We start from the raw sequence: 26,512 nt of genomic DNA on the forward strand, positions 1-26,512 counted from the left end.
AAATACACAGAAATTAATATATATTCGCGCATATCATTTTCAAAAAATGATGTAGATCATATTCCCGCACCTGCCCTGTGAAAAAATGCGCTTAATAACCAAGTAAGCATTTACTTAATACAGAGGGGATATATATGGGAAGCGTCAGCGCGGGTACTGCGCAAAAAATGGGGTTAACGGCACTAACCCTTGTGACCGCATCAAATATGATGGGTTCCGGTGTTTTTATGTTGCCGACCAATCTCGCCGGAGTGGGATATATTTCACTATGGGGATGGTTGTTTACTATTATTGGCGTAATTGCGCTGGCGTTGGTTTTCGCTAAAACCAGTCTTATTACCCCTCGCGCGGGAGGGATCGTGGCCTATGCCAGCGATGCGTTTGGCCCTTTTATCGGTTTTCAGACGACGGTTTGCTACTGGATCAGCGCCTGGATTGGCAACGTCGCGCTCCTCGTCGCCGGGGTAGGCTATCTGAGTTACTTCTTCCCGGCGCTGCATAATCCGGTTTACGGTTGTATCACCGCTATCGCTATTCTGTGGGCATTTATTGCCTTAGGCAGCCTGGGGGCTAAAACGGCCGGGCGCGCGCAGTCCTTCACCGCCAGCTGCATGCTGGTCGTGGTGCTGGGTGTGGGCATTGTCGGCTGGTTCTGGTTTGACCCGAAAATGTTCTCTGAAGTCTACAACGGGACGGGCAACAGCGACAGCTCAGCCATCGTCTCCGCGGCCTCCATTGCGCTGTGGGGTTTCTTAGGGGTGGAATCCGCCGTGGTCTCCAGCGGACAGGTGGAAAATCCTGAACGCACGGTGCCTCGCGCAACCGTATATGGTCTGCTGATTGCCTCCGTATGTTACGTCGGTAGCTGTACCGTTATCATGGGCCTGGTTCCCCACGCTGAACTGGTCAAATCTGCCGCCCCATTCGCCGATGCGGCACGCTATATGTTTGGCGATATGGCCGGCAACATCGCCTCCGCGCTAAGTATTATCGCCTGCTTTGGCTCCATTTCCGGCTGGTTGATCCTGCAGTCAGAAGGCCCGCGCGCAGGGGCCAAACAGGGGTTATTTCCGCAGATTTTCGCCGAGACCAATAAAAATGATGTCCCGATGAAAGGTCTGATTATTTCTGGCGTGCTGATGAGCCTGGTGCTGTTACTGACGGCTTCCCCCGATCTCGCCAAACAGTTCCAGGTGGTGATTCTGATGTCGGTATTTGCCTCCCTGCTGCCTTATATGTATGCCATTATCGCGCTACCTATCATCATGGTTTCTAAAAAGCTCAACCGTGGACGTGGCTTTATGTTTTATTGCGTCCTGACTGTCATCGGTATGATTTACAGTATATTTGCCCTACTCGGTTCGGGTACTGATTCCATTTTCTGGGGCACAATTATGATGATGGTAACTATTCCTCTGTTTTCTTTTGTCGCGGCCGGACGTAATAAAAAAGGCCAGGATATTCTTTACCTTCAAAAATAATATTTTATTCACCAACATAAATATGGAGATTCATATGTCTTTATCTATTGCCGATCAAAATAAACTTGATGCATTTTGGTCATACTGTGTAAAAAATCGCTACTTTAATATTGGCTACCCTGAATCTGCTGATTTTGATTACACCATGCTGGAGCGTTTTCTGCGTTTCTCAATTAATAACTGTGGTGACTGGGGGGAGTACTGTAACTATTTACTCAACTCTTTCGACTTTGAAAAAGAAGTCATGGAGTATTTCTCCGGCATATTCAAAATTCCCTTTGCGGAAAGCTGGGGTTATGTCACCAATGGCGGCACAGAAAGTAATATGTTTGGTTGCTATCTGGGAAGAGAGCTGTTCCCGGAAGGCACGCTCTACTATTCAAAAGATACCCACTATTCCGTGGCCAAAATCGTCAAACTGCTGCGTATCAAATCGCAACTGGTGGAATCCCAACCAGACGGAGAAATGGATTATGACGATTTAATCAATAAAATCAGGACCTCAGGCGAACGCCATCCCATCATTTTCGCCAATATTGGCACAACGGTACGCGGGGCTGTTGATAATATCGCTGAGATACAGAAGCGTATCGCTGCGCTGGGGATCCCACGTGAAGATTATTATCTGCACGCGGATGCCGCGCTAAGCGGCATGATCTTGCCCTTCGTGGAGGACCCACAGCCGTTTACCTTCGCCGATGGTATCGATTCGATTGGCGTTTCCGGACACAAAATGATCGGTTCCCCGATTCCATGCGGCATTGTGGTAGCCAAGAAAGCCAACGTCGACCGTATCAGCGTAGAGATCGACTACATCTCCGCCCACGATAAAACGATTTCAGGGTCACGCAACGGTCATACCCCTTTGATGATGTGGGCCGCCGTTCGCAGCCATACCGATGCCGAATGGCATCGCCGCATTGGTCACAGCCTCAACATGGCGAAATATGCCGTGGATCGCTTTAAAGCAGCAGGTATTGACGCGCTGTGCCACAAAAACTCCATCACGGTGGTCTTTCCGAAGCCTTCTGAATGGGTATGGAAGAAACACTGCCTGGCAACGTCCGGCAACGTGGCCCATCTGATCACCACCGCTCATCACCTGGACAGTTCCCGGATTGATGCGCTGATCGATGACGTAATTGCCGACCTGGCACAACGGGCGGCATAAGAGTGAGCAGCGGCAACCTGCCGCTGCCCGCTGGACAATCTGGTGGGTTGCAGCGCCAACCGGAACCCGCCAGACCTGCACAGTATATGGGAATTTCGCATCAGGAGTCATAAACGATGAGTGCAAAGTTAAAAGCCATACGTGGTATGCGCGACGTACTGCCCGCCGAAACGCCAATCTGGCAATGGCTTGAAAATAAATTCCGCCGTCTGACCTACCGTTATGGCTACCAGGAGATCCGCTTACCCCTGCTGGAACCGGTCGCCTTATTCGAACGTGCTGTTGGCGAAGCCACAGATATCGTTGCCAAAGAAATGTACAACTTTACGGATAAAAGCGGTGAACAGATTACGCTGCGTCCCGAGGGGACCAGCGGCTGTATGCGTGCGGTGCTGGAAAATAATCTGTGTTACAACAAAACCCAGCGCCTGTGGTATCAGGGCCCGATGTTTCGCTATGAACGCCCGCAGAAGGGACGGCTGCGTCAGTTCACGCAGTTCGGTGCTGAAGCCTTCGGCATGGCCGGGCCGGACGTCGATGCTGAAATGATTTTTATGGTCCGGGATTTGTTCCAGGAGCTGGGCCTGACCCCGCATGTCAGGCTGGAAATTAACTCCCTGGGCACGCCGGATGAGCGGCGGGCCCATAAGGCCGCCCTTGTTGACTGGTTTAATGCTCACCGTGAGCAACTGGATGAAGATAGCCTGAAACGGCTGGAAACCAATCCATTACGTATTCTCGACAGCAAAAACCCGACCATGCAGCCCATGCTGGAACAGGCGCCGCGATTGCTGGATTACCTGTTCGAAGACTCCCGTCACCATTTTTCGCTGCTCTGCGAACTGCTCGATAAGGCCGACATCCCCTATACCATCAATCCGCGTCTGGTGCGTGGGCTGGATTACTACACCCGCACCGTGTTTGAGTGGGTGACTGATGAACTGGGCTCGCAGGGTACCGTCTGCGGCGGCGGCCGCTACGACGGCCTGGCGGAGTTATTCAATCCGAAGGCGTTGCCAGCTTGCGGTTTTGCCATCGGTATCGAACGCCTGCTGTTACTGATTCAGACCGTCAGCCAGAAAGATAATCCGTTGTGGCATTTTCACCCTGACGTGGTCATTACCAGTGAATGTCAGGATGATGGCCTGCGGGCCCAGATGCTGGCGGAGCTTCTGCGCCAGCGTATTGAAAAGTTAAGCGTGATGGTGGATTGCAGCGGCAACAAACTTAAACGCCAGCATCAGACCGCCCTGCAAAGTCAGTGTCGCGCGATTATCACGCTGAATACCGACAATGAGATACGGCTGTGGGACCTCGCCAGCTCCCGTCAAATGTCGCTCGAAGAGAAAGCGCTCATTGACTGGCTGCAACAGCACTGCCAGTAAACACGTCCAGATTGGGTACCGTGCGGCAGGACGGTACTCGTCGCGGCGCTTATCCCGCCTTCAGCATTTCACCCTGACAAACAGATAGAGCCTTAACCAGAGAATCGTGGACATGCCGAGAAAAAACAGATTATTTATTCCGGGGATGCCGCATCTGGCGCAGCTTCGCGGGCATAATGGCGAAGCGTTATTCCGCCACGAGGAGGATTACTCTGCCTTCGAACGATGTATGCAAGACGCGGCTCAACGTTACGCCGTGTCTATTCATAGTTGGTCACTTGCCGTCCCACGTATCCTGCTGCTGGTCAGCGCGCCGGATAAACAGGCGCTAAGCCGTTTTATTCAGCATATCGGACGCAGCTATGTGCCTTATTACAATCGTCGTTACCAACGGCATGGCGCATTGTGGGACAGCCGCTACTTATGCAGCCCCCTGGAACCAGAAACCTATTTCCTGGCCGTGAAACGCTTTATTGAATGTGACGAGGACGGGAGCCCGGGATGCCATAGTCACGGTAATCTGCCTTCAGGTTTGATAGTCCCCCATCCTGCCTGGCTCAAGCTCGGTGAGAATGAGCCACAGCGACAGGCCCACTTCCAGGAGTTCTGCCGGCAACCGGTAAATCGGGCGCTGGTGACCAGGATCCGCCATGCACTGACGCAAAATTGCCTGCTCGCCTCGCAAGCGTTGAGCCAGCAACTTGAAGCCCAGATGGAAAGGCCGCTACGGGCACGACATTGCGGCCGCCCGCGCAAATATGAATCCTCCCCGTCAGAACAGTGGACCTGGCTGGAACTTCAGGCTGAACAGTTTCTGCGCCAGCATGGCTATCAACAAATCAGGTTACCCTTACTTGAACATACATCGCTATTTGCGCCAGGCGGCCCGGTGATGGCCGACAAGGGAAAATTACGTGGCGATGGGACAACCGGATGTCTACGCCTGATGGCAGACAATCCTCATACCACGGTAATGAGCCGGATTTGGTATTCAGGCGCCATGTTCCGTCAACGCTCCCTGGATGGAGATATCCGGCAAAATCATCAGATTGGCGTCGAAGCATTCGGCATGCCCGGCGTTGATATCGAACTTGAGCATCTGGTCATGCAGGCGGTTTTCTTCAGGCGTATTGGCCTCGGTGAAATGGCGGAACTGCATATTAATATGCTGGGTGACGAGGCCTCGCTGGCGGCTTTTCGCCGGGCATTGCGCGATTACTATCAGCCCATCGCGCGTTTGCTGAACCCGGAGCAGCAGCAGTGGCTGGAGAAACATCCGGAGTGGTTGATCCATCATGAGGATATCCTTCTTCAGCGTCTTGCTCCTGCGGCGCCCTGTCTGGCGGATTTTATTACCGTCGACTCCCGTCATCGGTTCCAGCGCCTTCAGCATGCCCTGACCCAAGCCGGTATTGCCTGGCAGTACGATCCTGCGCTGTTTCCCGCCAATGACTATTGTCAGTTGGTCTTTGAATGGCGCAGCATCGCCATGGAGCGCGAGTTAATCATCAGCCGCGGCGGCCGATACGACGCCTGCGCCAGCCGTATTGCTGAAAAACCGGTTTCCGCCTGCGGTTTTGCATTCATGATGGAGCCGATTGTCACTCTGCTCGGTTATCGTCCCCAACCCGCCAGAGCACATCCGCCGACCGACATTGTGATTATTGCAGGCCAGCCCCGTGTGGCTGCTAAGGCAATGCTGCTCGGACGTAGCCTGCGTCAGCAATTTCCCTATTTAAGCATCATCAACGACTGCTCCCCCCAACGAATCAGCACTCGCTATAAAAATTCCAGACGTCTGGGGGCAAGATTTATCCTTGAAATCGAAGGCGACGGAGAAACGATCATCCTCTCTGATTCACGGGACCATCGTTTTAAGATTTGCACGCTTGATAACATCACCGATCGGCTCGCGCAGGTCGTTCTGTCTCAGTGATGGGCGCTGGTCGATAAGAGGATTTGCTTATCTCACTCCATTATTTGATTAAAAGGACGTCGTGCATCCTGCAGCCATGGAATACGCCTATCGTTCGGGTATAACAGACAAAAGCGCGTCGCCAGACGATGCGCCTCGGCCAGGTCCCTCTGCTGCAACGCCAGCAAGATCTGCGTGAAGGAGACATTCGGGTCCGGTTGAACACGCACATAGCCAGGCGCCCAGCGGCGAACGGCTGCCAGCCAACGCTCATCGCGGGTATGTTGATATCGTTGTAGATACCCCATCTGGACATCAAACCGGTAGCGGGTGGCAAGCAGCCAGCCTCCCACAGGGAGAGATTCGGCCAGACGCCACTGCGTCGATTGTCGCTCCGCCAGCGTCAGTTGCTGTTGTGTCTGCAGCGTGAGAAACAACAATGGAGTGATGACAGCAACCGCGATCGATGCCACGGCACGCAACAGCGACGCCAGGGTGAACGGCAGCCGGGCCCCTTTTCGCCGGCAGTCTGCGCAACGAAGCAACAAAATCAGCAGTAACCAGTGTGGCGTTGACTGCCTGACGGGGTATTCCGTCAACATATGGATAACCACGGGTAGCGCCGCCACCAGGCAGGCGCGGTGCCAGCGATTGCCGTATAGCCAGAGCCATAAACCACTTGCCATAAAACAAAGCGCTCCTACCAGCCCAACCAGCCCTCCCTCCACCAGCCACAGCGCCAGTTCGTTATGCGGATGCGAGATGCTGCTCAGCCCCAACGGCCCCGCGCGTTCAAGAAACACGGCGGCGAAACTGCCCACGCCCCATCCTGTCCACGGACGTTCGGCAAATAATGCCAGCGATGCTTTCAACACCGTCCAGCGCACCTGAGAGGTCGTCAGGTGATTAACCGTCACCACCGACAAGAAATGGCGGGCAAGCGCGCCCGCAATCATGCCTATCGCCAGCGGCAGCAGGAGTAACAGCAGCGTACGGCGCTGCGCAGGAAAAACAGCCAGCAGCAAGGCCTCGCCTACCGCCACAGACAGGTAACCGGTTTGCGACTGAGACTCATGCAGAACAAATCCCATTATCACCAGAGCAATCGCGATGATAATTCGATATCCGCCACGTAGCCGTAAATAGAGCAATGCTGACAGCAGCACGCCACACGCCGTGAAGCTGGCCATCAGATTAACCTGCTGAAAAATACCGTAGGGGCGCGTACCGCGCCGCCAGGCAAACTCCCAGTAATTCACTCCCGGCCAATGCCAGTATTGATAGGTAAACGCCAGACATTCGAGGACGCACGCGCCCCAGAGCAGAGCCAACAGTAGTGTCAGCGTGTTTGTCGTAAGCGGAATTTGCAACGTCGCCAAATAGACGAGCACGCCTCCTGACAACGCCCCCGCCACCAGCAGCGCCTCGGACCGCCAAATCTCAGGCGTCAATAGACAAAGTAGCGTCAGAATGAGCGCGCCCATCGTAAACCCCGCGGCGGGTATAGTTATCCGCCAGCGTTGACGGGGTACCAGCATTGATGCGCTAGCTGCCAGCACAACGGCATAAATCCAGGCCGTAATATTTAGCGGCAACGACAAACCGCTGCCGCCGTTATTCGGCCAGTAGAGATGCATTGCCCCGCCCCAGAACAGCAGACTGACAACGAGCAATACTCTCTGCGCCGGCAGCGGCGCAATACGATGCAATACGTTCATCATGCTACTGGTAGTTCAGCGTCCAGGTCCCGCTGGCGCTGAAGGGGCCGTATTCGAGAGTCTGATTTTTTATCGCCGACGGTTCCGCCGCGACCCATGCCAAAAAGTTCAGCGTCATCGAGCCTTCAGTAATCTCTTTGACTGACGTGCTTTCATCAAGGCGGATTGCCGTACCATCCTCTTCGCTCATTCCAATGCCGATTCCGGAGGCGCCTTGTTCACTGCTATCCAGCGCCAGATGATCCGCCAGCTCCGCATCTTCACTGCCGCTAAAAGTGACCGAGATCCCGCGAAAAACCTCCGGGTTGCAGTCGCGTAACTCAATGCTGAATTTTTTAGGCTTACTGCGCCCCGAGAGATAGAGATCCTGCGTCGCGATTTGCCCGAAATCGACCTCGATTTTATCGCCTCCTGGCGCAAGACTGCAGGCCAGCGCTCGAATGGTGCCGTGAAAGTACATATCGCCGCCGACCAGCTTAGTATCGGCCTGCGCAATGCCGCCAAGCAGTAGCGCGCTGGTCGCGATTAACGCCGTAAATCTCATGGCTTCCCCCTACTGAAACTGCGCGACAACGGTGGCAGAGGCTTCAAACTCACCTTCTTTCACGCTACCCACACCCGGTTTTGCCACCGGCGCGGCGGTAAGATTCCAGTCGCCCTGGTTCTGGTAAAACCCCTTCACGTTGTAGAATTGATTGGGCACGACGGTGCCGCCGCTCGCGTCTTTAATCACGATGCCAAGGTCGTCGCGCTTTTGTCCGCCGCTCAGCGTGCCGAGGAGATGATCGTTAAACCCCGCCGTGCCTGACGCCGTGGTAGTTTGTACGCCAAGATTAATGTTCAACGCGCCCTGATCGAAGCTTCCCCCCTCGCAGACCACATGAATGGGGATCGACTTGCTGTAGTTGGTGCCGTTGAGCCGGGCGGCGGAGCCTGGCAAATCGCCAAATTCAATGCTGATTTTGTCCCCGCGATTGAAGGTGCATTTATCCGGCACGGTAATGAGCCCGGATTTAATGACCACACGGGAAATTGGCGTTGTCGGCGTAGGGCCAGCGCTGCCCAGACGTCCAGCAACCTCCACCAGCGACTGAGAAGTGATATTGATGCCGTTAATAATGGGTTTAGTGACAATAAACGTCACTTTTCCTTTAGAGCCACTTTCAATGTTAGTGGCTCGCTCGTAGCCCTTGCGCTTTTTGCAGCTGTGGTCGTTGTAGCGATTCGAAAAGTTGGTGAACGGCGCCTGAACATAGTTGTTATACCGCCCGGCGACCCATACCTGGACTTCCACATCCAGGTACTCATTCAGACGAAAACGGTTCGCTCCCTGATTAGAAGGCGGCATGGTGGTCGTGGTGGTGTAGTAAATCGGCTGTCGCGAGATGTCGGCCTGCTCACAATGAAAATCCACGACATACCAACTGCCCAAATTCCAGGTGAACGGATCCGTTCTGCCACCCTCGTGGTTTTTGCTGACATCCAGCGAGCTCAGTTCAATATCGTACTGATGCGGCGAACCGCCCTGTGGTTCTCCCTCACCGAGGGTAAATGCCTGCCCGGCCAGCGGACAGCCCGCCAGGGCGACCCACAGCAGTGCTTTGTGCAATACGCTCATAGATACTCCAGCTTAAGTCTGACCAGACCGTTAAATTCGCCAGCGGTCACCTCCTGCCCAAAAGATTCCAGCGCGGCAAGAAAGTGAATCGCGTTATCGCCCGGTTTGAGGATCCACATGCGTTGCGGTTGATTCAGGTGGATCAACTGGTTGCGTTCGGTCAGTAGCCGAATGCCCGCGCCGCGCACATCGCCGCGAATCCGCCCAAGATCGCTGTTTTCCGGCGCGCCTTCGGCCATCAGCGTCATTGAAACGCCACGCTCCACCGTACTGTGCGACAGCTCAGGGAGCTCGCTGGTCTGCCCAGGGAAGTCCTTTAACGTGTGCCCGGAGCCTTTTAAGCAGCCATTCAGGTGCAGCGTCACCAATACCGGATCGCTGCGATCGCCGCTCTGGCGAAAGCGGCTGGCGGAAATATCGCCGAGATCGATGGTCTGATCGCGTGAAGCCATATCCAGCACGCACGGCGAAACGAAAACCCGGCCATGAAAGCGGACGTTGCCATACTCGCCGGAAACGTTGCTCATATCATGGCGGCCGCTTGTGGCCTGAACCGTGCAGGCCATGCCTGCCATCAGCAGAGCGCAAAGCATCTTTTTCATTTACGAGTCCTTTACCGGGGCTGTTGCTCCATCGGCAATGCTTTACACACATTGCCTGTGCAGCTGAATTTCAATTCAGGGTGACCGCCAAAATCGTTCACGTACATCATGCTGAACTGGCTGACGCTGGCGTCCGAAACCTTGAAATCGAGAGAGGATTTCGGCGAGATCATAATCCCCGGGAAATCAGTCAGTCTGCCGCCGCCCTGGGCTTCAGGTTTGCGGCTTAAGCCGATTAAGGTCACGAAGTATGGCGTTGGGTTATTCACGGTCCAGCGCTGACCCTGCTTGTGAAAGATCAGTTGGTTTTGCCACACGGCCCCCGGCGTTTCCGGCACGATAGCTGTCGGCCGATAGAACAATTTGATTCGCGACTGCATCGCCAGCTGCAGCACGTTCGGCTTATCCGGTTTTGGCGGAATTTCACGCACGTTCAGATAGAAGAGACTCTCGCGATCCTGCGGCAACGCGTTAATTCCGCTGGTTTTCGTCACGCGGGCGATTCCCTTCTGCCCACCGTTAATCCGTTGCAGCGGCGGTAAGACCATTAATGGCGAGGTAATTTTTGTGCCGTGGGCGTCTTCTACCCACGACTGAGCCAGAAAGGGAATGCTCGGGCTGGTGTTGGTTAAGTTCGCACTTACCGAGCGCGCATCGCCGGTGATGATCATGCGGGTACGGTCGAGCGCAATACCCGCCCATGAAGCATTGATCTGGGCAATAAAAAACAGGCCACAGGCCACGGGTTTAAGCCAACGCTGGGCGAAATTAAAAGCTTGATTATTCATGACAAAATTCATTCAGGTTATTGAAATTATTCACAAGGCAACAGTACGTTGCCTTCCGGGTTGATTTGTTGCGGCACCTGCAGATGACACTGCGCGCGGCCAGCCCAGGCAACGGAAAGACGCTCGGAAGGATTCACCCCAGCAATCCAGGCCATGCCGTTTTCCATCACCATGGCGACGCTGACGCCGTTGGCGTTAAACACTTCGGCGCCAAACGGCGGCATCGAGCCATCCTTCAGGCGCAGCAGCGCCATCATTTTTTGCCCCTGCGCGACGGCAAAGCGCTGGTAGCCAATGGCGCCTTCCGTCAGGGTGTTAGTCACGATCGCTTTGGTCGCGGAAATGTCCTCGTCCATGGCGTCCACATCGATACGCGTATCAAAGCTGTGATAGCTGACGACATCCGGTACGACGGCAATACCGAAGCGATTTGAGTGCGCCTGTTCGCCGTTAAGCGGCACATTGGCAACGCCATCGGTATCAACCATCACTCTGGCGGTATTCATTGACGCCTGGCTGTTATGTAGCGCCGCGCCGTGACGCGTCGCCGTAAAACCGCCGCGTACCGTGCCGCCAACGGAGAAATAGCGTGATTGCTGCCAGCTGACGTTGGATTCCAGTTCCGCCATCATGCTGCGGTGCTGGTAATAGCCATCAAATGCCGTATGACCTTCCCCGGAAACCCCTGCGCGCAAGCGCCACGGATTGTTACGATCGCGGTTATCGGAATACGAAACCATTTGGCTGGTCTGGTTACCGCTGTTCTGTAATTCATAATCCATAGAGCGGCCATCGCCCCATGGCACTGAAATTGAAAGCGAGAGACTGTCGTCCCGTTTGCCCTGATACTCAGAGCGATAAGCCGCAAGGTTGGCGCTGATCCCCTGGATACCCGCGAAGGAAAAACTGTGTCCCATCGATAACCCGTAACGATCCTGGGAACCGCGATCCCAATAGTTCTGGTGGGTATAGGTGAGGTAGAGCGTGGTCGCTAAATGTGGATCGTCAGCAAAAAAGGTTTTGTTGCCGGTAACGGTGTACATCTCTTTTTCGTTGCCGGCGCTGTTGTTACTTTCATACTGCTCGTCGAGAAACTGCGAGAAGGTGCGGAAGTTACGCTGTGAAAAGCGGTATCCGGCAAAGGTAATCGCGCTGTTGTACTCATCAAAGGTTTTGGCATAGCTGAGCTTAAAGGACATGCCTTTTTGTTCAGCCTGATGCTTCACCCGACTCACGGATTGCGTCGCATCGGCCGACAGCGCTCCCAGCCAGCTTAAATCCCGTCCAATCCCCATCGACCAGGCGTTGTAGCGCTCGCCGGTGAGCAACGCGCCGCCGTAAAGTGACCATGCATTGCTCACCCCCCAGGAAAAATCGCCGCTATAAAACGCAGGGCCCTGAACGTCGTGGTTATAACGCGATGGCTTGCCGACCGCGGCGTTGTAGCGAACATAGCCCGGGCGCGTCAGGTAAGGAATATCAGCCGTATTGACCTGAAAAGTTTGTACGCTGCCATCCTGCTCTTCGACCCGCACATCCAACGTACCGCGTACCGAGCCGTGCAGATCCTGAATATTAAACGGCCCCGCAGGAACGGTGGTTTGATAGATAACACGGCCCTGCTGACTGACGGTAACCTTCGCATTACTACGGGCGATGCCGTGCACTTCAGGCGCGTAGCCCTGCAAATTTGGCGGCAGCATACGCTCGTCGCTGGCAAGGTTGACCCCGGTGAAGCGCACCGAATCAAAAACCTGAGAATTCAGATAGATTTCGCCGACCGTCAGTTTTGCAGCCTGCATCGGTAACGGGCGATAAGCGTAGATCTGATCCCAGTCGATACGCCCATGATTACCATCTGAAGCGTAATTGGCCTGATACTGGCCACGAAAACGCCATGCGCCGAGGTTAAAACCTGTCTGCCCATAGCCGGACAGCGAGCGATAATGATCGCCGCCCTGTTCGTAATGCGTGGCCTGCCCTGAGATGCTGTAGTCAAAAATCAGCCCGGCGACGCCGTTATCCCAGCGCTCCGGCGGCGTCCAGTCTGGGTCGGTATATTTCATCCATGCCTGAGGCACGGTAATGTCCAGTACGCCTGCGCTATTATTCAGCGCCACACCCGGCAGGCGGGAAATGTCATAGCAGTTTGCGTTAAGCGGATGAATATGAGTCAGCGCCTCTTCTTTAAGCGCCAGTAATTCGAGTTGCTGCGGCGTCAGACACGCCATAGATTTATGTGAATTGGCCGGATCTGCGATATAACGGATTGACTGTTGAGGAATCTCCTGGCTGTTAATACGAACATCCAGCAGATATTCTCCGGGAGCCACAAAGTTGCCTTCGGAAAAACGCTGTAAATCGACATTGTGCCTGTCGCTGGCATCCAGTACGTCGGTATTAAATTCAATGGCCTCATCCGCTTCAGCCCATGAAGCGGCGCAGACCAGAGCAATAAAAAGCGCCAGACGTTTTTTATCTGTTTTCAGCGTGATCATTTTCGTTCGCAACCTTCAGATACCCGAATTGCAGTGCAGCTCAGAGATAATTCACAACAAAATGCGTGACCGCAGTAAATTCGCCAGATGTCATTCTTCCATCGCGGGAGATCAAATAAGCCGTAAATTTGAGCGTATTTTTTCCTGGGTTAAGTACATAGTCCGGTGATGGTTCGCCCAGGTGAATTTGCTGTCCTTTGCTGTCGTATATTTCTATCGCTAAATTTTCAGTTTCCGATTGCACGCTCAGATAATCTGGATTGTCGCTATCGGCTGCGCCGGAAAAGGTAATATTGGCGCGTTGAAACACATTACCGGGATGTTGAGAATCCCCTAATGAGCATCCCAGCAAATGAATGCTGAAATCATGCGCAGATACTTTTTCAGGTTTTCCGGAAATATCTCTGGCTGAGAGGTCATCAAATTCAACCAGTAGCGACCGGTCGCGCGGATCGACATAACAAGCAGCTTCAATAATATTTCCCCGCATACGCATTTTTCCGGGCGTACTGACAAGACGGTTGGTGTCAGCCAAAACCCATGCAGGCGATATAAAGATAAAAAGCAGTAAAATACGCCATCCAGGCATAACCGCATTTCCTTTCAGTTATTCGCAGGAAGGGTTAAGCAGGCGCGTTAATGCGCCCGCTGCAGATCGTTACTGATAATCGATCTGGAAATTAACGGTAGATTCAAAATCACCCGGAGTTACCGCTGCAGATGCGTTGTTTGCCTGCAGGTAAGCGACGAAATCAATGTCGGTTTCGCCATCGGTAATGTTGACCTGAGAGGCAGCTTTACCCCACTCAACATCCTGGTTGCCGCTGTCAACCATACCGATGCCTGCGCCCTTGGCGGTACCAGAGGTGAAGGCGGCTAGCGCGTTGTTGTCGGCATCAATCGTTGCCGGGGTATAAGTCACAGTAGCGGTTTTTGCGACAGTCGTATCGCAACCCTGCAGAACAATTTTGGCATGTTTAACGCCAGCACGTTGGTTGTCTTTTAACTGAGAAGTTGGGATCTCGCCAAAATTCACCTGCACCGGGCTGGATTCTGGCGCCAGACCACATGCGGAATTAACGAGAGAGCCGGTGAAGTGGATTTTACCGTTAGTCGGTTCAACATTTTTTGCAGCGAAAGCAGAAGATGCAGTAAAAGTCATTCCCGCCATCAGCGCACAGGCCACAGCCACGTTTTTCATTTTCATATTACTACTTAACCTTATATCTGTTTTTTGGTTATTCCGACGATCTATTTCCGCAGACAATTCCTGCCCGGGAAAACCCGATCTCGCGGTAGCGGCAGTGCATATCCTTGCAAACAATCCATCTTAAACCGCACCGTATTTTGAAGTTCATTGGTATTCCATCAGAAATACCGTCCACAGTCGTTTACGCTGTTTCGGGGCTTATATTAAGTCGACGAAAAATTGACACAATGCCAAAATACGGAATCAATCAAACTCAGGAAATCGTGTTGCTTTCCCGTCTGCAGATCGATCTTTTACCTAAAAATCAGCCAAAAAACACGCACTCAACAGTTTTAATATCTATTATTTATAGTTTTTATAGAGTTTTTAACTATCAACTATTTTTTAATTTAGAACAGATAACTGGCAAAATATATTTATAAAATATTTTTAAAAATTGAAAGGGATACCAAAAGTGAGTGCTGACAATAAGATAGTGAAAGAAAGGAAGGAGAATGAATGATTACATAAAGAATATTAAAATATTGTTATGTAAATGATAATAAAGCGATCTATGGCACAACCTCTTTTTATAAATGAATTATGTTATGCTGTTGCTTCCCCCACTCGAATGCGAGATATCCTGCTTTAAAGGAGACATCAGTGATTTCTCATATACCAATAAACAAAATTAAATCCGTAATTATTGGTGATGGTTTAGTTTTCAGACCACTTAAAAATACCCTAAAAGACGTGGCATCTGGTGAAATAGCCACATTGAATAATGTGGCCACACAATTACTGCTCTATTTGTTGCAAAATGGTAAAGAGATATCTTCGCGCGATGAAATTCTGCTGAATGTTTTTCAGCAGAATGGCGCCAGAGCGACGGATGCGAATCTTAACCAGCACATTTCATTTTTGCGCAAAGCCATTACGTCAACAGGTCATCCTGCAGAACTCATCGTTACCATTCCTCGTATTGGATTTCGGATGGGCGACGTCAATATCAATATTCAGCAAATGGAAGAAGCGCAAACGGCCGCCAGAGTTGCCTATGTTGCATCGACGCCGAGGAGAAAGAAACCAAACCGGTGGCCTGTCGCTATCACAGCGTTAATTACCAGCATCGCCGTGCTGGCAACAGCGTGGTTAACATGGATACCCAATCATATAGCCATGACGGACGCGGCTATCTTGCGAACCATCGACTACGAGCAATGCCGTGTACATATATTAGGAAATGCCCTCACAGACACGATAACCGAAAAGAAGGCGCTGGATATTTTCAAGTCCGTGGGGATTAGCCCCAACTGCTCGCACCCTAAAGACCTGTATCTTAATACCTGGGCGAGCAACCATAACCTGGTTGATTGGTCGTTTGCCGCTGAATGCGGCCTCAACCTCGGCTATTACCATTGCATCAGCCAGTATCGCCATCATGAGGAATGATATGAAGCAGGAAAGCGATCACTCTTTTTTACTCTGGTCAGTCGTAATTGTCATTATTGGGCTGGCCGCTATCGCTTATTTGATTATCACTGGGAATGCTAAAAAACAAGAAATCAGTTTTTCCTGCTCCTCGGAATTCACGTCGATACTCGACATCCAGAATACCAAAAAGGAACTCCACGGAATCATGCTGATTACCAGCTACAACTCCGGGCACCTTTCATTATCAGTGCAAGGAAAGCTCAAAAGCGATGACGGCGAGTTTGCTGTAAACCGAAAATTGTTCTTTCGGTATGCTCGTCCGCTTGGACATACTGCCGGCGTTTTCATGCTAACTCCCGAGGGACGCGAAAAATCCCCCGATGATGAAGCAACGGACGCTGTCGATTATCTCTTCTTCGACGCTTACGAACGTGCCGACAAGCTGTATATGTTAAAGCGGCTAAATGAGGAAACGGTTCTTATTGGCGATAACTTTTCACCCCGCTTTGCCTGCGTAATGAATCACTTCGCGGATTAATCACCTTCTGGATATGCGTCGGGTTAAGGATGACCTGATGTATCTCTCTGAATCGCCACGGATGATCGGTCATAGAGCCAGCACCAAGCTTTAGCAGATTCTTCGTGTTGAAATTGTCATTAACAGACTTAGGCTCCCCGCACCACAACTGGCGAAATTCCGGGCTGTCACCCAGTCTGGCAAAGCCAGCATGGCGCATCGCTTCCAGTTGGCCCATGCCCCGGCAGATTCTTTTCAGGGTGGAATCATCACAAATCAGGAACTCGCGGCAGGTGTGGGTCTTACGGCCAATTCCGTTCGCCTCTTTCCCTTCACGGAACGACATAACAGAATCGTCAGCGTTAAAGTAAAACTCTTCGGTCTGCGTATTAAACGCAGCCTGTACTAGCTTCCGCTTGATGGGACATTGCTTATTACGCTGGGACGCGCTCGCAGTCCTGCCCGTACTCCAGGACGTTTGAAACGTCGGACAATGAAAAATAGAGAATTACCATGTGGAGTCTCCGAGTTTGATTATGTGTTCGTTCCGCTAAAATCAGACGTTGGGAAAGCATTTCCTGTTGTCTTCGACCTTACTGCACGTAATATGACCAGACACATTTTGGGAAGGAGTCTTTAATGGATATTGCGCTGCTTAACAGGGGCTGGAACAGAACATGGTCAGATACCATGGTGAATCTTGAAGCCCGGAAACTCGTCGAAACAGCAAACCGACTGTCAGCATTCTATTTGCAAGATGGTCTTACACGAATCAAGTTTGTCGAAGAGATAAAACAGGTTATAGATAAAGAATTTGAAACAGCACGACGAGCTAAAACCGATGAAGAATGTATTGTATGCATCAAAAATCTTCGTGCTGAAACAGATAATTTGCAAGAACAAGAACGCCTGTTAAGAACCAGAGCCGCCCAACTTTATGCAAAGGTCGAGTTTGTCAGGGAAAACAATAAAATCGTCGGATACGTGATTTCAGCAATCCATATAGTGGTATCTGGAGCAGCATTATTTGGTGGGATGGTTATGATGTCCACTATGACCCCTATTGGAGTACTTGCAGGAGCAGTTTTATTTGTTGATGGTATTAACGGTATAACAAAAGAAGCAAGCCATCTTCGCTATGGTGAACAATCAAAATCGGAAGGAATTTTTGCTGATGGCGCAATGGAGACCGCACAATTTATGGGGTTTAGCCCAAAAAGTGGATTAGCTCTTTATAATACGGTGACTCTAGGGGCGAGTGTCTATAGTATCTTCGGCTTAGCAAGGAAACCCGGAGCTTGGCGATTATTCCGTTGGCTGCCGCGTGATTACTACCGAAAAGTTGACACAATGAGCAAGCCTAAGCTAACGATGAAAATCGCTGGATATGGTGTCAAAGCGAAAGTCATTTTTGATCTTCTGGCTACTGATAACAGTACTAATTAAGATTGTTCACTCTACAGAATCGCCAAGATTTATAAGCAAGTACAGGCGGTTGTATAAAAATTGCAACCGCTGCGCCACAAGAAAGGCCAATAGCACCAGAGAAAACACTCTGCTCAGATGCGAACATCACAAGAAAAATGAATACAGCAAGGCAACCGGATACAACCCACACGGCAAGAATAAATCGCCTGGCCAGGTCCCTGATTGCATTCCCCAACGTTCCACCATAGCTTTCAACGTTGTTCTTTATCTTCTTCAAATCCGATGGTGTAAAGCCAGAACTCAACAAAGCCTCATCAGTAACATCCATATTGTCCTCTCCGCATTTCTTAACTGGCAATGGCACACATAATCATAGTGATGAACTTTACAGCAATCCACATGATGTTTATGCAATGTATCAGATTTCAGACAATAGAAGCCATAACGCCCCGTTAGTGGTACAAGCAACAAGCGTAGCGACTTCATCAGGCCAACCTGGTTGGTTTAGCTTAGCGAAAGTCATCAGTGACTAAATCAGATTGTCAGAAGGATCACACCTTATCAGGGTGCTCGTGTACCTTTCGGAGCGTGAGCGAAGCGCTGGCAGAACCTGCATATGGTGTGCAGGTACGTTTACCACTATTCACCTGTTTACGCAGCCACAAGGCCACACATCAGGCTTAAATGCGTGTGATCAATCTGTTCGGGAGTTATGCCTGATATGCGGCTTTTTGTTCGTTGTTGTACTGTCGCGGTATGAACGATGGAACGACTGCCAGTGTGAAGATATGCTCCCCTGTACCACAGACCAATCATGCGGGCGTAGTACAATGGGTAGTTTAAGTTGTACCTGTAAAGCAGGGCAACGTAACTGACTGAATAATCTAACTTATTGATTATTAAGAGGGTTTGGAGCGGGCGAAGGGAATCGAACCCTCGTATAGAGCTTGGGAAGCTCTCGTTCTACCATTGAACTACGCCCGCGAAGAGGTGCGAAAAGCATTATAGACCTTACGCACCCTGTGGCAAGCCCGGATTGGGCTAACTGCTGATAAAATAACCTTTTAGCACTTAGGCTTACTGCCTTGCGGCGGCAGATAACGCAGCGGGTCGATGGCCGTGGCGCGATAGCGAATCTGGAAATGCAGCCGTACGGAATCGGCGTCCGTACTACCCATGGTCGCAATCTGCTGGCCAATCTTCACGCTCTGGCCGTTGTTAACCATCATCTTATCGTTATGCGCATATGCGGTGATGTAATCCTCGTTATGCTTAATCATGATCAGGTTGCCGTAACCGCGCAGCTGGTTGCCGACGTAAACCACCTTACCGGCGCCGGCGGCGTAAACCGGCTGGCCGCGGGTACCGGCGATATCAATACCTTTATTGCCGCCATCGCGGGTGGAGTACGGCATCACCACCTTACCGCTGGTCGGCCAGCGCCAGCAGCGCTGCCCCACCGGCGGCCATGAGGACTGCGGCACCGCCGATGATGGCGTTACTGCGGCTGTGCGGGTACTGGAGGATTTTTTCCCAGCGGTGCTGCTTTTTGCTTTCGAACCGCCGTTAAGTTTCAGTTTCTGCCCGACTTCAATAGTGTATGGCGGAGAGATGTTATTCAGGCGCGCCAGATCGCGTACGCTGGTGCCGGTGCTACGGGAGATCGCATACAGCGTATCGCCGCGCTTCACGGTATAGGTGGAACCAGAATCCGATGTGCTGGAACAGCCGGCTAACACCAGGCTACCAAGCAGCATCATCGCGATATAAAAGCGTGTTTTCATCAGGCGTCCTGCACTCAACGGTTTCTCATCTCGGCGTCATGGGCGAATATCATACCAGCCCGATGGACGATCCCCAATGTCCTGGGCTTTTTCTACTATTGTTCTCGCCCGACGAATACCTGCAGGGCTTGTTTTGGTAATGCCTTTCTCCCATTTATGGGCTACCCTAGTGGCCTGAGTACATGACCCGGCGGGTTTGTGCCGGGTCATTTATTTTTTTCAGGAGTCGTCATGGCCGGGGAACACGTCATTTTGCTGGATGAGCAAGATAAACCCACAGGTATGCTGGAGAAGTATGCCGCCCACACGCTCGATACCCCTTTGCATCTCGCGTTTTCCTGCTGGTTGTTCAATGAGCAAGGCCAGTTCCTGGTCACGCGCCGTTCGCTTAGCAAAAAAGCCTGGCCCGGCGTGTGGACTAACTCGGTGTGCGGACATCCGCAACAGGGCGAGACCTTCGAACAGGCCGTCACCCGGCGCTGCCGCTTCGAACTGGGCGTCGAGATCGCTGATATTGCCCCCGTCCACCCGGCTTTCCGCTATCGGGCGGTTGCCCCGAATGGCATCGTCGAAAACGAAGTGTGCCCGGTTTTTGCCGCACGCGTGGTCAGCGAACTGCAACCGAATGATGATGAAGTCATGGATTATCAGTGGGTTGAGCTGCCGGAAATGTTAAGCGCGCTGGCTGCTACCCCGTGGGCCTTTAGCCCGTGGATGGTGCTGGAAGCCAAAAACAAAAACGCGCGTCAGGCGTTGATAGACTTTGTCGCGCGTGTACGTGCGTAACCGCGAGTAACGAGCATTAAAGATGCCGGGCTACGCCAGAGACGAAGCTTGACATCAGACATAAAAAAACCCGGCAAGCCGGGTTTTTTGCTTTTCGCGAAAAGCGATTATTTCTGCGGACGCATCGCCGGGAACAGAATAACGTCGCGGATGGTGTGGCTGTTAGTGAACAGCATCACCATACGGTCGATACCGATGCCCAGACCGGCGGTCGGCGGCAGGCCGTGTTCCAGCGCGGTGACGTAGTCTTCGTCGTAGAACATCGCTTCGTCGTCGCCGGCGGCTTTCGCATCAACCTGATCCTGGAAGCGCTGCGCCTGGTCTTCCGCATCGTTCAGCTCGCTAAAGCCGTTACCGATTTCGCGGCCGCCGATGAAGAATTCAAAGCGGTCGGTGATTTCCGGGTTCACGTCGTTACGACGGGCCAGCGGAGAAACTTCTGCCGGGTATTCGGTGATGAAGGTCGGCTGGATCAGATGCGCTTCCGCCACTTCTTCGAAGATCTCGGTCACGATACGGCCCAGACCCCAGCTCTTCTCAACTTTGATGCCGATAGACTCAGCGATCGCTTTCGCGGAATCGAAGTTATCCAGATCCGCCATTTCGGTTTCCGGACGGTATTTCTTAATCGCTTCACGCATGGTCAGTTTTTCGAACGGCTTGCCGAAATCGAAAGTCTGATCGCCATAAGGCACCGCGGTATTACCGAGGATGTCCTGCGCCAGGGTGCGGAACAGGGATTCGGTCAGCTCAATCAGGTCTTTATAATCCGCATACGCCATATAGAGTTCCATCATGGTGAACTCTGGGTTGTGGCGAACGGAGATCCCTTCGTTACGGAAGTTACGGTTGATTTCGAAGACGCGTTCGAAGCCGCCAACCACCAGACGTTTCAGATACAGTTCCGGCGCGATACGCAGGTACATGTCCAGATCCAGCGCATTATGATGGGTGATGAACGGACGCGCGGAAGCGCCGCCTGGGATCACCTGCATCATCGGGGTTTCCACTTCCATAAAGCCGCGGCCAACCATGAACTGACGGATGCCAGCCAGGATCTGCGAACGTACTTTGAAGGTGTTACGGGATTCGTCGTTAGAGATCAAATCGAGGTAACGCTGACGGTAACGCGCTTCCTGATCCTGCAGGCCGTGGAATTTGTCCGGCAGCGGGCGCAGGGCTTTAGTCAGCAGACGCAGCTCAGTGCAGTGGATGGACAGCTCGCCGGTTTTGGTTTTGAACAGCTTACCGCGGGCGGCGATGATGTCGCCGAGATCCCATTTTTTGAACTGATCGTTGTAGACGCCTTCTGCCAGGTCATCGCGCGCGACGTACAGCTGAATGCGGCCGCCGACATCCTGCAGGGTAACGAAAGACGCTTTACCCATGATACGACGGGTCATCATGCGGCCAGCAACGGCCACTTCGACATTCAGCGCTTCCAGCTCTTCGTTTTCTTTGGCATCGAAGTCAGCGTGCAGTTGGTCAGAGGTATGGTCACGACGGAAATCGTTCGGGAATGCGACGCCCTGCTCACGCAGCGCAGCCAGCTTCTCACGACGGGTTTTCAGTTCATTATTAAGGTCAATTGCCGCGTCAGCGCCCTGTGCTTGTTGTTCAGACATGTTGGTTCCTCATAACCCTGCTTTCAAACTTGCTTCGATAAATTGGTCCAGGCTGCCATCGAGCACCGCCTGAGTGTTGCGGGTTTCCACCCCGGTGCGCAGATCTTTAATACGCGAGTCGTCCAGCACGTAAGAGCGGATCTGGCTGCCCCAGCCGATGTCGGATTTGTTATCTTCCATCACCTGCTTCTCGGCATTTTTCTTCTGCATTTCCAGCTCATAAAGCTTCGCTTTCATCTGCTTCATGGCCTGGTCTTTGTTCTTGTGCTGCGAACGGTCGTTCTGACACTGCGTCACCAACCCGGTCGGGATGTGGGTAATACGCACCGCGGATTCCGTACGGTTAACGTGCTGACCACCGGCGCCGGACGCGCGGTATACGTCGATACGCAGGTCGGCTGGGTTAATTTCGATATCGATATCGTCATCAACTTCCGGGTAAACGAACGCCGAGCTAAAGGAGGTATGACGGCGGCCGCCGGAGTCGAACGGGCTCTTACGTACCAGACGGTGAACGCCGGTTTCAGTACGCAGCCAGCCGTAGGCGTAATCGCCCATGATTTTGATGGTCACGGATTTAATGCCCGCGACTTCACCTTCGGATTCTTCGATGATTTCGGTCTTAAAGCCGCGCGCTTCCGCCCAACGCAGGTACATGCGCATCAGCATGCTGGCCCAGTCCTGGGCTTCGGTGCCGCCGGAACCGGCCTGAATATCAAGATAGCAATCGGCGCTGTCATACTCGCCGGAGAACATGCGGCGGAACTCAAGCTGCGCCAGCTTCTCTTCCAGCCCGTCCAGCTCGGCAACCGCTTCGTTGAAGGTCTCTTCGTCTTCGGCTTCTACCGCCAGCTCCAGCAGTCCGGCGACATCTTCCAGACCCTGGGTCATCTGATCCAGCGTTTCGACGATAGCTTCCAGAGAAGAACGTTCTTTACCCAGCGCCTGTGCGCGCTCAGGTTCGTTCCAGACGTCCGGCTGTTCCAGCTCGGCGTTTACTTCTTCGAGACGCTCTTTCTTCGCATCGTAGTCAAAGATACCCCCTAAGAACGTCGGAGCGCTCCGTGAGGTCCTGAATGCGGTTTTTTACCGGATTTATTTCAAACATGGTCGGTTTCTTTTAATGGATTTGTCAAAATGCGGTGATAAGAGCGGAATTCTACCGGATTCGCGCCCTTATTAATACACTGTTGTCAATTTGGCCAGAGGTGATCGATGATCAGCTGCAGGCTACGGTTGCCGCGGAACTCGTTGATGTCGAGCTTGTAGGCTAACTGTACTTCACGCACGCCGTTATCCGGCCAAATGGAAGTATCGATGTTGAAGGCAATACCGTCCAGCAGCGGCCCGCCGTCAACCGGTTCGACCATCACCTTCAGGTGACGCTCGCCCACCAGCCGCTGCTGCAGCAGGCGGAAACGGCCATCAAACAGCGGTTCCGGGAACATCTGCCCCCATGGCCCGGCATCGCGCAGCATCTGCGCCACTTCCATGCTCATCTCCGCCGCCGCCAGCGGGCCGTCGGAAACCACCTCGCCCTGCAATAATGCGGGATCCAGCCACTCGGTCACCAGCTCGCCGAAGCGCTGTTGAAACTCCTCAAAACGCGCCTCTTCCAGCGATAAGCCCGCCGCCATCGCGTGGCCGCCGAACTTCAGGATTAGCCCAGGATAAAGCGTATCAAGGCGCTCCAGCGCATCGCGCATATGCAGCCCCTGAATAGAGCGGCCAGAACCTTTGAGCGTGCCGTCGCCGGTAGGCGCAAAAGCGATAACCGGGCGATGGAAGCGCTCTTTAATCCGGGATGCCAGAATGCCGACCACCCCCTGATGCCATTGCGGATGGTACATCGCCAGCCCGCCGGGCAGGGTTTCGCTACTGCGTTCCAGTTGCTGACACAGGGTCAGCGCTTCGGCCTGCATCCCCTGTTCGATCTCTTTGCGCGTCTGGTTAAGCGCATCGAGCTCACTGGCCAGCACCCGCGCTTCGCCGATGTTATCGCACAGCAGCAGCGCGACGCCGACGGACATATCATCCAGCCGCCCCGCAGCGTTCAGGCGCGGCCCGAGGGCGAAACCGAGGTCGCTGGCGGCAAGCTTTTGCGGATCGCGGTTAGAAATTTCCAGCAGCGCTTTAATGCCTGGCCGACATTTTCCGGCGCGAATGCGGCTTAACCCCTGCCAGGTCAGGATGCGGTTGTTGGCATCCAGCGGCACGACGTCCGCAACGGTGCCCAGCGCCACTAAATCCAGCAGCTCGGCAAGGTTTGGCGCGGCGATACCGCGGGCCTCGAACCAGCCGTTATCTCGCAGGAAAGTGCGCAGCGCCAGCATCAGATAAAACGCCACCCCAACCCCGGCCAGTGATTTCGACGGGAAGTCGCAATCGCGCAGGTTAGGGTTAACGATGGCCTCCGCCGCCGGCAACGTCTCGCCCGGCAGGTGGTGATCGGTCACCAGCACCGGGATACCCAGCGCATGGGCATGATCGACGCCGCTATGCGATGAAATACCGTTATCGACGGTCATGATCATCTGCGCGCCGCGCGCGTGCGCCTGCTCGACCACTTCCGGGCTTAAACCATAGCCGTCTTCAAAACGGTTCGGCACCAGATAAGAGACGTTGCCGTAGCCCAGCGCGCGCAGCGCCAGCACGCTAAGGGCGGTACTGGTGGCGCCATCGGCGTCAAAATCGCCGACCACCACAATATGTAACCCTTTCTGGAAAGCGTCATGCAGCATTTCAACGGCTTTTTCAACGCCGGTGAGTTGCGTCCATGGCAACATACCTTTGACGCCGCGCTCCAGCTCCTGCGCGCTGCGCACGCCGCGGCTGGCATACAGCCGCTGCAGCAGCGGCGGCAGGTCGGCGGGAAGGTCGACGCCATCAACCGCCTCGCGGCGGCGTAATTGTATCTGTTGTTTCACGCGAATCAGTTACCGCTTGTCTGTTTTTGATGCTCGTCGAGGAAAGCTTTAAGCTCTTTCGGCCCCTGATAGCCTGGCAGCACCATACCATTGCTAAGGACCATCGCCGGGGTACCGTTGACGCCCATCTGTACGCCAAGCGTGTAATGTTTAGCGATATCCACATTGCAGCTCGCCGGCTGTACGCCCTTACCGTTCATGGCGTCATCCAGCGCTTTGTTGCGATCTTTCGCACACCAGATCGCTTTCATGTCCTGCTCGGCCTGGCTTTGCAGCCCCTGACGCGGGAAGGCCAGATAGCGCACGGTGATCCCCAGCGCGTTATAGTCGCTCATCTGCTCGTGCAGCTTGTGGCAGTAGCCGCAGGTGATGTCGGTAAAGACGGTAATGACATGCTGCTCCTTCGGCGCTTTATAGACAATCATCTCTTTGGATAAGGCGTTCAGCTTGCCGACCAGCAACTGGTTGGTGACGTTAACCGGCTGCGCGCCGCTGACGTCGTACATCGGTCCCTGAATAATGTGTTTACCATCGTCAGTGACGTACAGCACGCCGCTGTCGGTAAGCACCGTGCTCATCCCGGAAACCGGCGACGGTTGGATATCGGTGCTCTGCACACCCAGTTTCGCCAGCGACTGTTTGATCGCCGCGCTATCGGCATGCGCCGCGCCGGAGAGCGAGGCCGCCAGCAGGGTGAACATCAATAAACCTTTTTTCATACTCAGTCCTTTTATTCAGCACTCACGCCCGCGGGTGATGCTGTTGATGAAGTTGTCGTAAACGTTCGGTCGCCACGTGGGTGTAGATCTGCGTGGTGGAAAGATCGCTGTGTCCTAACAGCATCTGTACCACGCGTAAATCGGCGCCGTGATTGAGCAAATGCGTGGCGAACGCATGACGCAACACGTGCGGGGAGAGCTTCGCGCTGTCGATCCCCGCCAGTACGGCATAGTGTTTAATGCGGTGCCAGAAGGTCTGTCGCGTCATCTGCTGCGCGCGCTGGCTGGGGAAAAGCACGTCCGAAGCCACGCCGTTCAGCAGCCACGGGCGGCCGTATTCAAGGTAATTTTCAACCCATGACACCGCCTCTTCGCCCAGCGGCACCAGCCGCTCTTTGTTGCCTTTACCAATAACCCGCAGTACGCCCTGTCGCAGGCTGATATCGCTCATCGTCAGGCCAACCAGTTCGGATACGCGTAGGCCGGTGGCATACAGCACTTCCAGCATCGCCTTATCGCGCAACTCCAGCGGCTGTTCCACCAGCGGCGCCTGCAGCAGACGCTCAACCTGCGCCTCGCTGAGATCTTTCGGCAGCCGCTGCGGCAGCTTCGGCGAAGCCAGCAGCGCGCTGGGATCGTCCGGGCGGACTTTCTCCCGGTACAAATGCTGGAAGAAGCGGCGCACGGCGCTAAGCAGCCGTGCGGTACTGGTCGCTTTGTAGCCGCCGGTTTGCCGCTCGGCCAGCAGCGCCTGTAAATCGTCGCTGCCGACGCTTGCCAGAGTCAGCCCGCGATGATGCAGCCACTCCACTAGCATCGTCAAATCGCGACGATAGGCGCTGAGCGTGTTCTCCGCCAGATTACGCTCCAGCCAAAGGGCATCGAGAAACTGTTCAATTTGTGCCAGATCCTGTTTCACATCGGCCT

General features: G+C 53.4%; 24 protein-coding genes and 1 tRNA gene. 8 read left to right on the forward strand and 17 right to left on the reverse strand.

Annotation, left to right across the window (positions count from 1 at the left end; translation table 11 throughout):
* Positions 1-134: 134 nt before the first annotated feature.
* The 4 genes from hdcC (at position 135) to PGR23_RS17465 (ending at position 5,973) form a co-directional block, all read left to right on the forward strand.
* Positions 135-1,481, forward strand: a complete 1,347-nt coding sequence (hdcC, locus tag PGR23_RS17450; protein ID WP_045373958.1) for a histidine-histamine antiporter — start codon at positions 135-137, stop codon at positions 1,479-1,481.
* A gap of 34 nt (positions 1,482-1,515) precedes the next feature.
* Positions 1,516-2,652, forward strand: a complete 1,137-nt coding sequence (locus tag PGR23_RS17455) for a histidine decarboxylase (RefSeq protein WP_015369839.1) — start codon at positions 1,516-1,518, stop codon at positions 2,650-2,652.
* 116 nt (positions 2,653-2,768) lie between these two features.
* The gene (gene hisS / locus PGR23_RS17460) at positions 2,769-4,037 is read left to right on the forward strand and encodes a histidine--tRNA ligase (RefSeq protein ID WP_045373961.1); all 1,269 of its coding nucleotides are present in this window, start codon (positions 2,769-2,771) and stop codon (positions 4,035-4,037) included.
* A gap of 145 nt (positions 4,038-4,182) precedes the next feature.
* A complete protein-coding gene (locus tag PGR23_RS17465) occupies positions 4,183-5,973 on the forward strand; it encodes an ATP phosphoribosyltransferase regulatory subunit (protein ID WP_223683769.1) in 1,791 nt (596 codons plus the stop codon).
* 32 nt (positions 5,974-6,005) lie between these two features.
* Here the strand turns inward: PGR23_RS17465 and PGR23_RS17470 are convergent, their stop codons facing one another.
* From PGR23_RS17470 to PGR23_RS17505, 8 genes are all read right to left on the reverse strand, one after another.
* Entirely contained in the window at positions 6,006-7,673 is a 1,668-nt protein-coding gene (locus PGR23_RS17470; RefSeq protein ID WP_396279429.1) for an O-antigen ligase family protein, read from the reverse strand.
* Between the two features lies 1 nt (position 7,674).
* On the reverse strand, positions 7,675-8,214 hold the full coding sequence (locus PGR23_RS17475; protein ID WP_047065341.1) for a fimbrial protein: 540 nt from the start codon (positions 8,212-8,214) through the stop codon (positions 7,675-7,677).
* A 9-nt stretch (positions 8,215-8,223) separates the two neighbouring features.
* A complete protein-coding gene (locus PGR23_RS17480) occupies positions 8,224-9,288 on the reverse strand; it encodes a fimbrial protein (RefSeq protein ID WP_045391956.1) in 1,065 nt (354 codons plus the stop codon).
* A complete protein-coding gene (locus tag PGR23_RS17485) occupies positions 9,285-9,890 on the reverse strand; it encodes a fimbrial protein (protein WP_045391958.1) in 606 nt (201 codons plus the stop codon). Before PGR23_RS17485 ends, PGR23_RS17480 begins: the two co-directional genes overlap by 4 nt.
* A gap of 11 nt (positions 9,891-9,901) precedes the next feature.
* Complete coding sequence (locus PGR23_RS17490) at positions 9,902-10,678, reverse strand: molecular chaperone (RefSeq protein WP_396279428.1); 777 nt, start codon at positions 10,676-10,678, stop codon at positions 9,902-9,904.
* A gap of 26 nt (positions 10,679-10,704) precedes the next feature.
* Positions 10,705-13,176, reverse strand: a complete 2,472-nt coding sequence (locus PGR23_RS17495) for a fimbria/pilus outer membrane usher protein (protein WP_049061316.1) — start codon at positions 13,174-13,176, stop codon at positions 10,705-10,707.
* 40 nt (positions 13,177-13,216) lie between these two features.
* Positions 13,217-13,765, reverse strand: a complete 549-nt coding sequence (locus PGR23_RS17500; RefSeq protein ID WP_045391965.1) for a fimbrial protein — start codon at positions 13,763-13,765, stop codon at positions 13,217-13,219.
* Positions 13,766-13,834: 69 nt separating this feature from the next.
* Positions 13,835-14,383, reverse strand: a complete 549-nt coding sequence (locus PGR23_RS17505; RefSeq protein WP_015369827.1) for a fimbrial protein — start codon at positions 14,381-14,383, stop codon at positions 13,835-13,837.
* Positions 14,384-15,028: 645 nt separating this feature from the next.
* Here PGR23_RS17505 and PGR23_RS17510 point away from each other — a divergent pair.
* Entirely contained in the window at positions 15,029-15,817 is a 789-nt protein-coding gene (locus tag PGR23_RS17510) for a winged helix-turn-helix domain-containing protein (protein WP_045391968.1), read from the forward strand.
* A 1-nt stretch (position 15,818) separates the two neighbouring features.
* The gene (locus PGR23_RS17515) at positions 15,819-16,337 is read left to right on the forward strand and encodes a hypothetical protein (RefSeq protein WP_045391971.1); all 519 of its coding nucleotides are present in this window, start codon (positions 15,819-15,821) and stop codon (positions 16,335-16,337) included.
* Here PGR23_RS17515 and PGR23_RS17520 read toward each other — a convergent pair.
* Positions 16,279-16,662, reverse strand: a complete 384-nt coding sequence (locus tag PGR23_RS17520; protein WP_396279427.1) for a hypothetical protein — start codon at positions 16,660-16,662, stop codon at positions 16,279-16,281. The two genes, PGR23_RS17515 and PGR23_RS17520, sit on opposite strands and share 59 nt — an antisense overlap.
* A gap of 293 nt (positions 16,663-16,955) precedes the next feature.
* Here PGR23_RS17520 and PGR23_RS17525 point away from each other — a divergent pair, with 293 nt between their 5' ends.
* Positions 16,956-17,762, forward strand: a complete 807-nt coding sequence (locus PGR23_RS17525) for a DUF4225 domain-containing protein (protein WP_396279426.1) — start codon at positions 16,956-16,958, stop codon at positions 17,760-17,762.
* Here the strand turns inward: PGR23_RS17525 and PGR23_RS17530 are convergent.
* The 3 genes from PGR23_RS17530 to actS all read right to left on the reverse strand — a co-directional run bounded on the left by PGR23_RS17530 (position 17,755) and on the right by actS (position 19,528).
* A complete protein-coding gene (locus tag PGR23_RS17530; protein WP_396279425.1) occupies positions 17,755-18,072 on the reverse strand; it encodes a hypothetical protein in 318 nt (105 codons plus the stop codon). The two genes, PGR23_RS17525 and PGR23_RS17530, sit on opposite strands and share 8 nt — an antisense overlap.
* A gap of 582 nt (positions 18,073-18,654) precedes the next feature.
* Positions 18,655-18,728 (reverse strand) — tRNA-Gly (locus PGR23_RS17535).
* An 80-nt stretch (positions 18,729-18,808) separates the two neighbouring features.
* Positions 18,809-19,528: an amidase activator ActS gene (gene actS / locus PGR23_RS17540; RefSeq protein ID WP_045391979.1), complete on the reverse strand. Its 720-nt coding sequence runs from the start codon at positions 19,526-19,528 to the stop codon at positions 18,809-18,811.
* Positions 19,529-19,759: 231 nt separating this feature from the next.
* Here actS and idi point away from each other — a divergent pair, with 231 nt between their 5' ends.
* The gene (gene idi, locus PGR23_RS17545) at positions 19,760-20,314 is read left to right on the forward strand and encodes an isopentenyl-diphosphate Delta-isomerase (RefSeq protein ID WP_047044019.1); all 555 of its coding nucleotides are present in this window, start codon (positions 19,760-19,762) and stop codon (positions 20,312-20,314) included.
* Positions 20,315-20,421: 107 nt separating this feature from the next.
* On the opposite strand, the gene lysS is transcribed toward idi, so the two are convergent.
* The 5 genes from lysS to xerD all read right to left on the reverse strand — a co-directional run bounded on the left by lysS (position 20,422) and on the right by xerD (position 26,504).
* Positions 20,422-21,939, reverse strand: coding sequence for a lysine--tRNA ligase (lysS, locus tag PGR23_RS17550; protein ID WP_015369798.1), 1,518 nt, complete (start codon positions 21,937-21,939; stop codon positions 20,422-20,424).
* 9 nt (positions 21,940-21,948) lie between these two features.
* Positions 21,949-23,047 (reverse strand): peptide chain release factor 2 gene (gene prfB / locus PGR23_RS17555; RefSeq protein ID WP_108418699.1). Its coding sequence is split into 2 segments (ribosomal slippage): positions 21,949-22,971 and positions 22,973-23,047, totalling 1,098 coding nucleotides; the frame shifts between segments, so codons are not numbered across the junction.
* 85 nt (positions 23,048-23,132) lie between these two features.
* Positions 23,133-24,866: a single-stranded-DNA-specific exonuclease RecJ gene (gene recJ, locus PGR23_RS17560; RefSeq protein ID WP_047044021.1), complete on the reverse strand. Its 1,734-nt coding sequence runs from the start codon at positions 24,864-24,866 to the stop codon at positions 23,133-23,135.
* 5 nt (positions 24,867-24,871) lie between these two features.
* Positions 24,872-25,585, reverse strand: coding sequence for a bifunctional protein-disulfide isomerase/oxidoreductase DsbC (gene dsbC / locus PGR23_RS17565; protein ID WP_045374003.1), 714 nt, complete (start codon positions 25,583-25,585; stop codon positions 24,872-24,874).
* A 22-nt stretch (positions 25,586-25,607) separates the two neighbouring features.
* Entirely contained in the window at positions 25,608-26,504 is an 897-nt protein-coding gene (gene xerD / locus PGR23_RS17570; protein ID WP_032715787.1) for a site-specific tyrosine recombinase XerD, read from the reverse strand.
* Positions 26,505-26,512 lie beyond the last annotated feature (8 nt).

Origin of the sequence: Klebsiella sp. 141162, assembly GCF_050600755.1 — a bacterium.
GTDB classification, from domain to species: domain Bacteria; phylum Pseudomonadota; class Gammaproteobacteria; order Enterobacterales; family Enterobacteriaceae; genus Klebsiella; species Klebsiella aerogenes.

Coding starts and splice junctions, on each gene's coding strand:
- PGR23_RS17470 (WP_396279429.1), bottom strand. CDS start 7,673: ATGATGAACGTATTGCATCGTATTGCGCCGCTGCCGGCGCAGAGAGTA.
- PGR23_RS17455 (WP_015369839.1), top strand. CDS start 1,516: ATGTCTTTATCTATTGCCGATCAAAATAAACTTGATGCATTTTGGTCA.
- lysS (WP_015369798.1), bottom strand. CDS start 21,939: ATGTCTGAACAACAAGCACAGGGCGCTGACGCGGCAATTGACCTTAAT.
- hdcC (WP_045373958.1), top strand. CDS start 135: ATGGGAAGCGTCAGCGCGGGTACTGCGCAAAAAATGGGGTTAACGGCA.
- hisS (WP_045373961.1), top strand. CDS start 2,769: ATGAGTGCAAAGTTAAAAGCCATACGTGGTATGCGCGACGTACTGCCC.
- actS (WP_045391979.1), bottom strand. CDS start 19,528: ATGAAAACACGCTTTTATATCGCGATGATGCTGCTTGGTAGCCTGGTG.
- PGR23_RS17485 (WP_045391958.1), bottom strand. CDS start 9,890: ATGAAAAAGATGCTTTGCGCTCTGCTGATGGCAGGCATGGCCTGCACG.
- idi (WP_047044019.1), top strand. CDS start 19,760: ATGGCCGGGGAACACGTCATTTTGCTGGATGAGCAAGATAAACCCACA.
- PGR23_RS17505 (WP_015369827.1), bottom strand. CDS start 14,383: ATGAAAATGAAAAACGTGGCTGTGGCCTGTGCGCTGATGGCGGGAATG.
- PGR23_RS17520 (WP_396279427.1), bottom strand. CDS start 16,662: ATGTCGTTCCGTGAAGGGAAAGAGGCGAACGGAATTGGCCGTAAGACC.
- PGR23_RS17500 (WP_045391965.1), bottom strand. CDS start 13,765: ATGCCTGGATGGCGTATTTTACTGCTTTTTATCTTTATATCGCCTGCA.
- PGR23_RS17465 (WP_223683769.1), top strand. CDS start 4,183: ATGCCGCATCTGGCGCAGCTTCGCGGGCATAATGGCGAAGCGTTATTC.
- PGR23_RS17480 (WP_045391956.1), bottom strand. CDS start 9,288: ATGAGCGTATTGCACAAAGCACTGCTGTGGGTCGCCCTGGCGGGCTGT.
- PGR23_RS17515 (WP_045391971.1), top strand. CDS start 15,819: ATGAAGCAGGAAAGCGATCACTCTTTTTTACTCTGGTCAGTCGTAATT.
- PGR23_RS17475 (WP_047065341.1), bottom strand. CDS start 8,214: ATGAGATTTACGGCGTTAATCGCGACCAGCGCGCTACTGCTTGGCGGC.
- PGR23_RS17495 (WP_049061316.1), bottom strand. CDS start 13,176: ATGATCACGCTGAAAACAGATAAAAAACGTCTGGCGCTTTTTATTGCT.
- PGR23_RS17530 (WP_396279425.1), bottom strand. CDS start 18,072: ATGGATGTTACTGATGAGGCTTTGTTGAGTTCTGGCTTTACACCATCG.
- PGR23_RS17490 (WP_396279428.1), bottom strand. CDS start 10,678: ATGAATAATCAAGCTTTTAATTTCGCCCAGCGTTGGCTTAAACCCGTG.
- dsbC (WP_045374003.1), bottom strand. CDS start 25,585: ATGAAAAAAGGTTTATTGATGTTCACCCTGCTGGCGGCCTCGCTCTCC.
- PGR23_RS17525 (WP_396279426.1), top strand. CDS start 16,956: ATGGATATTGCGCTGCTTAACAGGGGCTGGAACAGAACATGGTCAGAT.